This window comes from Bradyrhizobium cosmicum, assembly GCF_007290395.2.
GTDB classification, from domain to species: Bacteria; Pseudomonadota; Alphaproteobacteria; order Rhizobiales; family Xanthobacteraceae; genus Bradyrhizobium; species Bradyrhizobium cosmicum.
The window spans coordinates 6650358-6662500 of sequence record NZ_CP041656.2 but is presented as its reverse complement, the minus strand read 5'-3'; the positions used below and the strand labels follow the sequence as shown (position 1 = coordinate 6662500).

Here is a 12143-nt window from a genome sequence, read left to right as displayed (position 1 = left end):
TAGGGACCGACCCATTCGGCGGCGTCGATCGTGCCTTTTTCGAGCGCCGGATAGATGTCGCCGCCGGCAATTTGCTGCGGCACCGCGCCGAGCTTGGCCATGATCGTGCCGGCAAATCCGCCAATGCGGAATTTCAGGCCCTTGATGTCGTCGAGCGTCTTGATTTCCTTCCGAAACCAGCCGCCCATCTGGGCGCCGGTGGAGCCGGTCGGGATGCCGTAGCAATTGTGCTCCTTCAGGAGATCGTTGACGAGCTCCTGCCCGCCGCCCCACAGCAGCCACGAGATCTGCTGGCGCGTGTTCAATCCGAACGGGAGCGCGGTGGCGAAAGTGAAAGCGGGGTTCTTGCCCCAGTAGTAATAGAGCGCGGTGTTGCCCATCTCGACGGTGCCGTTCGAGACTGCATCCAGGACCTGCAAGCCCGGGACGATCTCGCCGGCGGCGAAGGGCTGGATCTGGAATTTGTTGTCGGTGATCTCGGCGACCTTCTTGGTGAAATATTCGCAGCCGCCGTAGAGCGTGTCGAGCGACTTCGGCCAGCTCGTGGCATAGCGCCACCTGACCTCGGGCGACGACTGCGCAATCGCGGGCGCAGCCACGGCTGTGCTCGCGGCCAGGCCGGCGCCCGTTACCTTCAGAAAATCACGACGTTTCATGCGTACCCTCCGTAGTGTCGATGCTTCGACCCGGGAACGATCTTGCTGTCGCTTGTCTTCGCCGAGGCTCGACGTTGTTTTGTTTGAGGCTTGCTAGCGTTTCCGAATGGCCCTGATGGGCTCTTTTGTTGGAATTCCGATCATTGCGGTTCCGTCAGCAAGGATGACCGGACGCCCCGTGATAATCAAGTCTCATGCCTCCCTCGCAGTTGCGAACGGCCGGCCGCCGGCGGGAGACCGTCCTGATCTGCTGATCGATTGGGCAATCGCAGGGCGCGGCATGACATGCCGGAAGACTGTCTTTGCCGGAGCAGATGGTCCGGCCAGCAACGCAGCGTTGCGACACCTTGGCGCATCCGGCCGTTTCGTCAGTCGGTGGCTAAGGCTTTGGGCCGGCGCTTGCGCATCTGATCCGCTCTGCCTTCAACAATGCCCTCATCTTGGGAAAATAAGTCTCGTCGAGTGCAGTCGGCATGTCTGCACAGATGTACGGCAGATGAAGCCTGACGTCCTCTTCAAAGCTGCGGCGCCATTCGGGCTCGTCGTACACGGCCAGAATCTCGTCATAGGCGAACAGCATGTGCGCCACGAAATTCTTGTAGCGAACCCATTCGGTGGGTTCGGTTCGCAGCTTTTGCATGTCGGGCTCGGCCAGCTCGGGATATCGCAGCGCCGATTCACTGTAGGACATGTAGACCTGCCGAGCTGTCGCGATCCTCCCGTTCGCGCGAATGACCCAGACCTGATAGGCCACGAACACCAGGGCAGCGATCGCCACCACTGCGGAGGCGATCTGTGCCGTATTGCCGTGCCTGGTGGCGAACGAGGGGGGCGGCGGTTCCGGTTTCGCCGTCAGGGCAGCGATGACGCTGCTGACCAAAAGGGTTACTCGCTCGCTCATGAATGGCTCTGTCCGAAGCTCTGTTGAAACATCTCGTCGACCGGATGCTAGACCGGGATCGGTCGACAAAGTGTTGCCATTGCTGGTAACCGGATCAGTCCGCGATTGAGCCCATCCGCATGCCCGCGCTCCGAAGCGCTTCCTGCCCCTCTTGCGGGGAAGGGCTGGGGAGAGGGCGTCTCCGGAACGGGACAATCCCCCAGAGGCGAGAACATCACCCGGCGCTTGCGCACCGACTCTCCCGCAAGCGGTTAACCATCACCCCTTCGCGAACGCCGCTTCCATCGCCTTTCGCGTCCTGATCGTCTCGTTGTTCGCGTCGAACTCGACGTCGCTCCAGCGCACGATCTCGCCATGGGCGACGTCGTGCTTCAGCTTCAGCCGATGGGCGAGGCCAATCGGCAGGGCGCTTGCCTTCAGGCTCGCGGCCGCCGGCACCAGCTTGCCCCACACCGTGTAGCCGCCTTCGCCGTCCAGCATCTCGCCGGCCCGTAAGTTGCGCTTGGCCACGGAGGCGACGTCGCCGCGGAAGCCGTAGGGCTGCCCGGTCGGCTCGCCGCGCAGTGCGGCCGACAGGATCGAGATGTTCAGCTCGAGCCCGATCAGGTGATAGGGCTTGTACATCGCGGCAAAACGTCCGCTGCCGTCGGTCTTCAACCCGTATTGCCGGAAGCAGTCCGCGGCGTAGTCGTTCGGCGCCTCCAGCACGACATAGACGCCCCAGCGGAGATCGCGAAACACCGGCCGGCCGTCGCGTTCGAGCGACGACACCACCTCCACGACGCCCGAACGCTCCAGCACGCCGCCGCGTGAGCGCGGCCGCATGATGTGCGGGAGGTCGTCGACGCCGCAGGGCGGAAACAACAATCCTTCCGAGGGGACGTCGAGCCCGCAGGCGTTCGCGATCGCGGCCATCTCGATCGCCGATTTGGTGCCGTCGAGGAAGGAGTTGAACATCTGCGGATTCATGCCGGCCGATTGCGCTTCGCCCGCCGTGAGCCCGTAATGCTGCCAGACGCCGTCGGGCGTCACGTCATGATAGGCCGGCAGATATTTCGTGCCCTTGCCGGCGGCGACCACGCGAAAACCGGTGGCGCGGGCCCAGTCGACCATCTCGGCGGTCAGCGCCGGCTGGTCGCCATAGGCGAGCGAATAGACCACGCCCGCATTGCGTGCTTCCTCGGCGAGCAGCGGGCCGGCCAGCACGTCGGCCTCGACATTGACCATCACGACATGCTTGCCCGCAGCGATTGCCGCGCGTGCGTGCCTGATGCCGACGGCGGGATTGCCGGTCGCTTCCACCACGACATCCATCGCCCCGCCGGCAATGGCGCGTGCGCCGTCATCGGTGAAGGTGGTCGCCGCGATCCGCTCGGCGCTCCACCCCACGGTGCGGCAGGCCTCGCGCGCACGGTCGCGGTCGAGGTCGACGATAACAGGCACCTCCAGCCCGGGCGTATGCGGCACCTGCGCCAGAAACATCGAGCCGAATTTGCCGGCGCCGATCAGCGCGACCCGAACGGGCTTGCCAGCGGACGCGCGGGCCTGGAGGAGGCGGAAGAGGTTCATGTGAATATCCGAGAATGCAAATGGATGTGGGGTGACGCGAACTATCAACGATCGTCATTCCGGGGCGACGCGTAGCGTCGAGCCCGGAATCCATCGGGCCGCAAGGAATGCGGATGAAAGGATTCCGGGCTCGCGCTACGCGCGCCCCGGAATGACAGCCTACTCCGCCGCCTGCCGCGGCGCACGTGCCAGCCGCACCAGCGCATCATCATCCACCGTCTTGATCGGCGCGAAGTCGCGATGGGCGATGTACTCCGGCCGCGTCGGGGTGCGGATGTAGTTCGAGACCGCGTTCAGCGTCAGGTACACGATCTTGCGCGGGTAGGGCGTGATGTTGCCCGCCGAGCCATGCACGAGATTGCCATGGAACATCAGCATGCCGCCGGGCTTGCCGGTCGGCGCGACGATGCCACCCTGCTTGACCAGCCGCGTCACGGTCTCCTCATCCAGCGTCCATAACGGATAGGAGGTGGTGGCGAGGTCATGCGAGGCCTTGAGATCGCCGGCGTTCTGGCTCTGCGGCACCAGCATCAGCGGGCCGTTGATCGGCATCACCTCGTCGAGGAAGATCGCGATGTTCATCGCGCGCGGCTCCGGCATGCCGTCGTCGCGCTTCCAGGTGCCGTAATCCTGGTGCCACTGCCAGACGTCGCCGGTGAAGGCCGATTTCGCGTTGATCTTGAACTGGTGCATGTAGACCGGCTCGCCGAACAGCTGCTCGACCGGCTCGATCATGCGCGGATGCGCACCGAGGATCCCGAAGGCCTCGTTGTAGAGATGCGCGGCAAAGGCCGTGCGCGGCGCGCCGCTCTTCTCGCGCCAGACCTCGGGCCGGTTGGCGTCGTAAATGCCGACCGCCTCGCGGGCGAGGAAATCGACTTCCTCCTGGCTGAACAGCTCGGGCAGAAACAGCCAGCCCTCGCGGTGGAAGAATTCCAGTTGCTCCTGAGACAGTTTCATGGGTCGTCCTCCTTGGTTTGTTTGTTTTTGTCGTATTTTCTCTGCCGTCATGGCCGGGCTTGACCCGGCCATCCACGTCTTTCGTTCCACGTCCAGGACGAACGTGGATGCCCGGGACAAGCCCGGGCATGACGGCGACGGAGATCTGGCCTACGCCGCCGCCTCGTCCGTCGCCCTCAATCTCTCCTCAGTCATCCGTCCCGCCGTCTGCGCATGCGCCAGCGCCGCGCGTTCGGCCGCCTTGGCGTCGCCGCTGAGAATGTGTGCGGCAATCGTGGCATGTTCGGCCCAGGCGCTGCCGCGATAGTCGAGCTCGGAGAGTACTGTCGCCATCGAGCGGCGCATATGCGGCCATTGCGGCGATATCGTCTCCTCGATCACGGGATTGCCGGCGAGCTGGTAGATCGCGCGATGAAAATCGACGTCGAGCGTGATGAGCTCGCCGAGCGAGGTGTTGCGGTCGATGCCGCGCCCGGCGGCGAGCGCCGCGTCCAGTCGCGCGCGTCCCGCCGCGTCGCTGGCGGCCCGCGTCGCTGCGAGCCGCGCTGCGAGCGCGTCGATCGCGCCGCGCACCTCGTAGAGCTGGCGGATGCGCGAGGGGTCGAGCTGGGTGACTTCAAAGCCGCGCTTGCCGCTCTCGGCGACGAGCCCCTGCCGGTGCAGCAGATGCAGCGCATGCGACACCGGCTGGCGGGACACGCCGAGCCTGTCGGCGAGCTCGTTCTGCCGGATGCGCTGGCCGGGTTGCAGCGTGCGGTCGGAGATCGCCTCAAGGATCCGGGCATAGACCTGGTCGATCAGGTTCGGGAGCGGGTCGAGAGGGATCACGCTGACAACTCCGAAGGCCAACAAAGAATACGGAATTCCGTATTCGAAGGTATTGCAGGAAGGGGGAGGCCGTCAAGGTGGCCTGCGCGGCGTCCCGCCAAGCCATTGATATCGCTAGAGGCGTCTACTGTGCATGGGGTCGTTTTCGCGCGAATTGCGCCGCGAGGCGGCTACTCCGCCAGAAACGCGTCCACCACTGCGCCGAACTCCGGCGGCGCCTGCTCGAACATCCAGTGACCGGCATTCTCGATCACCGCCGTCCTGGCGCCGGCGATGTGGCCGGCCAGCACGCGCCACATCACCGACAGGCTGCCGGTGGTCGCGCCGCCGCCGATCAGCAGCGTCGGTGTCCTGATCGCCTGCGCATCGGCGAGCGTGTAGGGCCTGCGCTGCTCGTTGATCTGGCCGAGGAAGGTCAGCGCATTGTCGCGCAATTGCTCCTTGGCTGCCGCCGGCACCCGCCGCCATGAGCCGTCGCCTTCGATGCCCTCGTAGAAGTTCTGCAGCGCACCCTCGAGGTCGCCGGCGCGGATCATCTCGACCGAGCGCGCCGTGCGCGCGGCGAGCGGTGGATGCGCGGGCGTACCCTCCGGCACCGGCAGGCTGGAATCGAGATCGCCGCCCGGCTCGGCCAGCACCAGCTTGCGCAGCAGATCCGGTCGCGCCTGCGCCACGCGAAAGGCGATGTGGCCGCCGCGCGAATGGCCCATCAGGTCGACCGGGCCGGGGGTGACCTGCTCGATGAAGGCGATGGTGTCAGCGACGTGCTGCGCCATCTTGTAGTCGTCGCCGATGGCGTCCCAATGCTCGGGAAAGAAATGCCGGAGGCTGACCGAGATCACGCGATGGCTCTTCGACAGCGGGCCGAGCACCGAATACCAGGTGCGGAAATCCCCGAGCGTGCCGTGCACGCAGACCAGCGGCGGACCCCCGCCGACTTCGAGATAGGCCATGTCGTAACCGTTGACGCGAAATGTCTGCATGATCAGCTCGCCAGAAAGTCCATCACGACTTCGGAGTATTTCTGCGGCGCCTGCTCGAACATCGGGTGCGTCGCGTTCGGGATGATCGCCGTCTTCGAATAGGGCACATGCGCCGCGAGCGCATGCAGCACCTTCGGCAGCAGGCCCTTGGTCCGTGCGCCCAGGATGAACAGCGTCGGCATCCTGATCGCCTCCGCATCCGTCTTCGAAAACGGCGGGCGGTTGTCACGGACCTGGCCGATCAGCGTGGTGGCGTTGTCGCGGAGGTTCTGCTTCACCATCGCCGGCAGCCGCGGCCAGGTGCCGGCCCCTTCCAGCGTGTCGACGAACACCGCAAGGCCGCCGTCGACATCACCGGCTGCGATCTTCTCCGCCGACGCCGTGAAGCGCGCCAGCAGCGGCGAAGGGCCGCCGACGTAATCCGGATCGAGGCTCGCATCGAGCTCACCGCCGGGCTCGGCCAGGATCAGCCGCCGCAACAGGTCGGGGCGCTGCTGTGCGACGCGGAAGCAGATGTGTCCGCCCCGCGAATGGCCCATCAGGTCGACCGGCCCGAGGTCGAGCTTTTCGATGAAAGCGATGACGTCCTGGACATGCTGGGCGATCGAATAGGTGTCGCCAACACCGTCCCAGCGTGCCGGGAAGAAGTGCCGCAAGCTGACGACGATCATCCGGTGCCGCTGCGTCAGCGGCCCGAGCACGCAGCCCCAGACGCGGAAGTCGTTGAGCGAGCCGTGCACACAGAACAGCGGCGCACGGCCGCGGTCTTCGCCCACGTCGAGATAGGGCATGTCGTATCCGTTGACGTGGAGGCTTTGCATTTGGGGCTCGCGGAGAAGGGGGCGGAACTCCTGTGCAAGATCCCCGGAAACCGGGTGGATCGCAACTATTTCCAAGCCTAGATTTAGGCGCAGACAACAATAGGGGCATGCGACAAGGACGCAGCCAGGAACCCGGCCATGACCAACCAGCATTTTGCCCTGTTCGACACTAGGATCGGTCTCTGTGCCATCGCGTGGGGTCCGCGCGGCATCAACGGCACGCAGCTGCCAATGGGTGGTGAGGACAAGATCCGCACCCGCATCAGCCAGCGCCATGCCGACGCCACCGAAGCCGAGCCGACCGCCGAGGTGCGAGAGGCGATTGACCGCATCGTCAAGCTGCTCGCGGGCGAGCCGGACGACCTCACCGACATCCCGCTCGATCTCGACGGCGTGCCCGACTTCAACCGCGGCGTCTACGAGATCGCCCGCGCCATCCCGCCCGGCAAGACCCTCACCTATGGCGACATCGCCAAGCGCCTCGGCGGCGTTCAGCTGTCGCGCGATGTCGGCCAGGCGCTCGGGCACAACCCGTGTCCGATTGTCGTACCCTGCCATCGCGTGCTGGCGGCCGGCAACAAGCCCGGCGGCTTCTCGGCCAATGGCGGCGTGGTGACGAAGCTGAAGATGCTGGAGATCGAAGGCGCGCTGGTGAACCACACGCCGAGCCTGTTTGATTGATCTCTTCTTTACCCTCCCCTGGAGGGGGACGGTCGGCGCGTAGCGCCGGGGTGGGGTGATCTCTCAATTCGGGCACTGTACGATGTGGAGAGACCGTCACCCCACCCCGCTGCGCATTCCGCTCCGCTGCATGCGCATCGACCCTCCCCCTCCAGGGGAGGGTTAGCAAGGGCGCCCTAGATCTTCGCGGTCGCCTTCGGCCAGTATTTATCGCGCAGATGCCGCTTCACCAGCTTCCCCGTTGGCGTGCGCGGCAGCTCGGCTTCGAAGTCGATCGAGCGCGGGCATTTGATCGCCGAAAGCCGTGTCCTGCAGTAAGCGATCAGGTCGGCCTCGAGCGCCTTGCCGGCGCGCGTCATGTCGTGCGGCTGCACCACCGCCTTCACCTCTTCGCCCATCTCTTCGTTCGGTACGCCGAACACGGCGACGTCGGCGATCTCCGGGTGGGTGATGAGGACGTCCTCGGTCTCCTGGGGGTAGATGTTCACCCCGCCCGAGATGATCATGTAGGATTTGCGGTCGGTGAGGAACAGGAAGCCGTCCTTGTCGAGATAGCCGACGTCGCCGAGCGTCGACCAGCCCTTGGCGTTGTAGGCCTTCTTCGTCTTCTCGGGATCGTTGTGGTAGGTGAACGCCGGGGCATCGGCAAAGTAGACCGTGCCGATCTCGCCGACGGGTTGCTCTTCGTCGTTCTCGTCCAGAATCTTGATCGTGCCGACCACGGCGCGGCCGACACTGCCGCGATGCTCCAGCCATTGCTGCGAACTGCAGACGGTGACGCCGTTGCCTTCCGAGCCCGCATAGTACTCGATCAGGATCGGCCCCCACCATTTGATCATCTTGGCCTTGACGTCGACCGGGCAGGGTGCCGCGGCGTGGATCGCGCCCTTCAGCGTCGAGACGTTGTACCTGGCGCGGACCTCGTCCGGCAGCTTCAGCATGCGCACGAACATAGTCGGCACCAGCTGGGACTGCGTGACCTTGTATTTCTCGACCAGCTTCAAGAACTCTTCTGCGTCGAAATGCTCCATGATGATGGAGGTGCCGCCCAGCACGGTCGCCATCATGTTGAACCGCAGCGGAGCTGCGTGATAGAGCGGCGCCGGCGACAGATAGATGCTGTCCGCGTTCATGCCGCACATGTCGGCGCACAGCACGCGCAGGAGCGGGTTCGGCGCGTCGATCGTCTTGCCTTCGAATGCCTTCTTGACGCCCTTGGGCCGGCCGGTGGTGCCGGACGAATACAGCATGTCGTAGCCTGCGACCTCGTCCGCGATCGGCGTCGTCGGCTGCGCAGCTGCTTCCTTGTCGTAGGACCTGAAGCCGGGCAGTGGCTCGTCCATCATGTAGAAGATGGGCCCGCCCTGCGCACCCTCGATCAGTCCCTTGATCTGGTCGGCGCATTTCGGTGTGGTGATCACGACCTTGGCGCCGCAATCGGCTATGATGTAGTCGATCTCGTCCTGCTTCAAATAGCGGCTGATCGCGGTGTAATAGAGCCCGCTGCGTTGTGCTGCCCAGCAGATCTCCATAAAGGCGAGCCGATTCTCCATCAACAGCGCGATGTGGTCGCCGGCCTTCAGGCCCAGCGAGCGGAACAGGTGTGCGCCCTGGTTCGAGAGTTCATCGAGCTCTCGATAGGTGATTGCCTTGCCGGTCCCGGCCATCTGGTAGGCGATCTTGTCGGGGGTGGTGCGGGCGTAGATGGAGGGATGGGTCATTAGCGTTGGTCCCAAGGCATGCGAGATGTCGTCCCGGCGAACGCCGGGACCCATAACCACAGGGTGTAGTTTGGCGGAGGATCGTGGTCCGGTACCGTGACCGACCACGATCAATGGATTTCGCGGTATGGGTCCCGGCGTTCGCCGGGACGACACCGTGAATGTGGCCGCGGCTTACAGTCGCTCGACGATCGTCACGTTGGCCATGCCGCCGCCTTCGCACATGGTCTGGAGACCATAGCGCTTGCCGCGCTGGTGCAGGGCGTGGAGCAGAGTCGTCATCAGCTTGGTGCCGGAGCCGCCGAGGGGATGGCCGAGCGCGATCGCGCCGCCATTGACGTTGAGGCGCTCCGGATCGGCGCCGGTGGTCTTCAGCCACGCGGTCGGCACCGAGGCGAAGGCCTCGTTGACCTCGAACAGATCGATGTCATCGATCTTCATGCCGGACTTCTCCAGCGCGCGCTTGGTGGCATGCAGCGGCGCGTCGAGCATGATGACGGGGTCGCCGCCCATCATGGTCATGTGGTGGACGCGCGCGATCGGCTTCACGCCGAGCTGCTTCAGGCCGCGCTCGTTCACCACCATGACGCCGGAGGCGCCGTCGCAGATCTGGCTGGCGCTGGCCGCGGACAGCTTGCCGTTCTCGGCGATCAGCTTGACGCCCTTGATGCCGTCGAGCGTGGCGTCGAAACGGATGCCCTCGTCGATGTGGTGGGTGTCCTTGCTGCCGTCGGCGCGGGTGATCTCGAGCGGCACGATCTCCTTCTTGAAGTGACCGGCCTGGGTCGCCGCGATCGCGCGCTGATGGCTGTTGTAGGAGTACTCGTCGAGCTCGTTCTTCGACAGGCCGTACTTCTCGGCCATCATCTCGGCGCCGGTGAACTGGCTAAACACGATGTTCGGATAGCGGTGCTCGATGCCAGGGCTCTTGTAGTTGCCAAAGCCGTTCTTGGCCGGGAGCTGCGACGACAGCCCCATCGGCACGCGCGTCATCGATTCCACGCCGGCCGCGATCACCACGTCCATCGCGCCCGACATCACCGCCTGCGCCGCGAAGTGCAGCGCCTGCTGCGACGAACCGCACTGGCGGTCGATCGAGGTGCCAGGAACGCTCTCCGGCAGCTTCGAGGCCATGATGGCGTTGCGGGCGACGTTGTTCGACTGCTCGCCGACCTGCATGACGCAGCCCATGATCACGTCCTCGACCAGGGCCGGATCGACCTTGGTGCGGTCGACCAGCTCGTCCAGTACCTTGGCGGCGAGATCGGCCGGATGCCAGCCGGCGAGGCGGCCCCCCTTGCGCCCGCCGGCGGTACGCGCAGCGGCGACGATGTATGCCTCGGCCATTTCGGTCTCTCCCTGAATTGTTCTGTATCGCGTTGGGTTGTCGGGGCGGATTTAAGGGTCGAGCTATCGATTAGTCAATCGATCAATTAACTCTTGTGATGAGGCGCTGCTTCGGCTTATCTGCGCCCGCTTCAAGCGGCGAGAACAGGGATCTCCGTGACTACCAGCGTACCGAACAGGCTCCCCAGCGCGAAGAATTCCACGGCGGAGAAATTGCTCGTGGCCGCGAGCGAGCTGATGATCGAACGCTCCTCGATCGAGATTTCCCTGAGCGACATCGCGCAGAAGTCCGGCGCCAACGCCGCATTGGTAAAATATCATTTCGGCAACAAGGACGGCCTGCTCCTGGCGCTGCTCGAGCGCGACGCGGGGACCGAGCTGTCCAATCTCGAATATCTGCTGGCCCAGCCGATCACGCCGACCGCGAAGCTGAAGCTGCATATCGGCGGGATCATCCGCGCCTATTACCGGTTCCCTTACATGAACCGGCTGATCCACTATCTCCTGCATGAAACCAACGCAGGCTCTGCCGACGAAGTCTCGAAGTTCTTCGTCGCGCCTCTGCTCGACTTTCATCGCCGCCTGCTCGCCGAAGGCGTCAGCCGCGGCGAGTTTCGTGCCACAGATCCGGTGCTGTTCTACACCAGCCTGATTGGTGCCTGCGATCATCTGTTCTTCGGCCGGCACGCGATGTCGCGCGCGACCGGCGTCGGCCCGGTCACCGACGACGTCTGCCGGCAATATATCAGGCACATGGAAACGCTGATCTGCGGCGGCATCCTCACGCAAGCCGGGGAAGCTGCCGCGGCCGGATAATCCGGCCGAAACTTTGAAGTCTAGAGAAGAAACGCCCAAGGAAAGGTACAAGCGATGGAATTGAAAGACATAGCCGTTCTCATCACCGGCGGCGGTTCGGGCCTCGGCGAAGCGACCGCCCGCGCCATGGCGGCCAAGGGCGCCAAGATCGGCGTGATCGACCAGAACAAGGACAACGCCGAGAAGGTCGCCGCTGAAGTGAAAGGCATCGCGCTCCATGCCGACGTCACCAGCGAGGAGCAGATCAAGGCCGCGATCGCGAAGGCTGAAGCCGCACATGGCGTTGCCCGCGTGCTGATGAACTGCGCCGGCATTGGCGGCTCGCAGCGCATCGTCGGCCGCGACGGCGTCTATCCCTTGGAAAAGTTCGCGCGCATCATCAACGTCAATCTGATCGGCACCTTCAACTGCCTGCGGCTGTTCGCCGAACGTCTCGTCACGATCGAGCCGGTCGGTGAGGAGCGCGGCGTCATCATCAACACCGCTTCGGTTGCCGCTTATGAGGGGCAGATCGGCCAGATCGCCTATTCGGCCTCGAAGGGCGGCGTCGTCGGCCTCACCCTGCCGGCCGCGCGCGACCTCGCCAGCCAGAAGATCCGCGTCAACACCATCGCGCCGGGCCTGTTCTTCACCCCGCTGCTGATGGGTCTGAACGAGGAAGCCCGCAAGAGCCTGGGCGCCCAAGTGCCGCATCCCTCGCGCCTCGGCGATGCCAAGGAGTACGGTTCGCTCGCCGTGCACATCGTCGAGAACCCGATGCTCAACGGCGAGACCATCCGTCTCGACGGCGCCATTCGTATGGCCCCGCGGTAGAGCGGGCTTCTTACCCTCCCCTGGAGGGGGAGGGTCGATCGCGCGAA

General features: G+C 64.7%; 12 protein-coding genes (1 of these 12 only partly in view). 3 read left to right on the top strand and 9 right to left on the bottom strand.

Features of this window, described 5'->3' with window-relative positions; all coding sequences use genetic code 11:
* From FNV92_RS31740 to FNV92_RS31710, 7 genes are all read right to left on the bottom strand, one after another.
* On the bottom strand, nucleotides 1–656 hold the 5' portion of the coding sequence (locus FNV92_RS31740; RefSeq protein ID WP_015688823.1) for a TRAP transporter substrate-binding protein. The gene continues 436 nt to the left of window position 1, outside the view; only the first 656 of its 1092 coding nucleotides appear in the window; it begins with the start codon at nucleotides 654–656; the stop codon falls past the left edge of the window.
* A gap of 379 nt (nucleotides 657–1035) precedes the next feature.
* On the bottom strand, nucleotides 1036–1557 hold the full coding sequence (locus tag FNV92_RS31735; protein WP_143843136.1) for a hypothetical protein: 522 nt from the start codon (nucleotides 1555–1557) through the stop codon (nucleotides 1036–1038).
* Nucleotides 1558–1815: 258 nt separating this feature from the next.
* Complete coding sequence (locus FNV92_RS31730; protein ID WP_143843137.1) at nucleotides 1816–3126, bottom strand: NAD(P)H-dependent oxidoreductase; 1311 nt, start codon at nucleotides 3124–3126, stop codon at nucleotides 1816–1818.
* Between the two features lie 159 nt (nucleotides 3127–3285).
* The gene (locus tag FNV92_RS31725) at nucleotides 3286–4086 is read right to left on the bottom strand and encodes a phytanoyl-CoA dioxygenase family protein (protein WP_015688820.1); all 801 of its coding nucleotides are present in this window, start codon (nucleotides 4084–4086) and stop codon (nucleotides 3286–3288) included.
* 150 nt (nucleotides 4087–4236) lie between these two features.
* Nucleotides 4237–4914: a GntR family transcriptional regulator gene (locus FNV92_RS31720; RefSeq protein WP_143843138.1), complete on the bottom strand. Its 678-nt coding sequence runs from the start codon at nucleotides 4912–4914 to the stop codon at nucleotides 4237–4239.
* A gap of 170 nt (nucleotides 4915–5084) precedes the next feature.
* Nucleotides 5085–5897, bottom strand: coding sequence for an alpha/beta fold hydrolase (locus FNV92_RS31715; RefSeq protein WP_143843139.1), 813 nt, complete (start codon nucleotides 5895–5897; stop codon nucleotides 5085–5087).
* Between the two features lie 2 nt (nucleotides 5898–5899).
* The gene (locus FNV92_RS31710) at nucleotides 5900–6718 is read right to left on the bottom strand and encodes an alpha/beta fold hydrolase (RefSeq protein ID WP_143843140.1); all 819 of its coding nucleotides are present in this window, start codon (nucleotides 6716–6718) and stop codon (nucleotides 5900–5902) included.
* 138 nt (nucleotides 6719–6856) lie between these two features.
* Here FNV92_RS31710 and FNV92_RS31705 point away from each other — a divergent pair, with 138 nt between their 5' ends.
* On the top strand, nucleotides 6857–7399 hold the full coding sequence (locus tag FNV92_RS31705) for a methylated-DNA--[protein]-cysteine S-methyltransferase (RefSeq protein ID WP_143843141.1): 543 nt from the start codon (nucleotides 6857–6859) through the stop codon (nucleotides 7397–7399).
* A 176-nt stretch (nucleotides 7400–7575) separates the two neighbouring features.
* Here FNV92_RS31705 and FNV92_RS31700 read toward each other — a convergent pair whose 3' ends face one another.
* On the bottom strand, nucleotides 7576–9120 hold the full coding sequence (locus FNV92_RS31700) for an acyl-CoA synthetase (protein WP_168213460.1): 1545 nt from the start codon (nucleotides 9118–9120) through the stop codon (nucleotides 7576–7578).
* A 174-nt stretch (nucleotides 9121–9294) separates the two neighbouring features.
* Nucleotides 9295–10467, bottom strand: coding sequence for an acetyl-CoA C-acetyltransferase (locus FNV92_RS31695; RefSeq protein ID WP_143843143.1), 1173 nt, complete (start codon nucleotides 10465–10467; stop codon nucleotides 9295–9297).
* Between the two features lie 213 nt (nucleotides 10468–10680).
* Here FNV92_RS31695 and FNV92_RS31690 point away from each other — a divergent pair, with 213 nt between their 5' ends.
* Nucleotides 10681–11283, top strand: a complete 603-nt coding sequence (locus FNV92_RS31690; protein WP_015688812.1) for a TetR family transcriptional regulator — start codon at nucleotides 10681–10683, stop codon at nucleotides 11281–11283.
* A gap of 54 nt (nucleotides 11284–11337) precedes the next feature.
* Nucleotides 11338–12096, top strand: a complete 759-nt coding sequence (locus FNV92_RS31685) for an SDR family NAD(P)-dependent oxidoreductase (RefSeq protein WP_143843144.1) — start codon at nucleotides 11338–11340, stop codon at nucleotides 12094–12096.
* The last annotated feature ends 47 nt before the right edge of the window (nucleotides 12097–12143 follow it).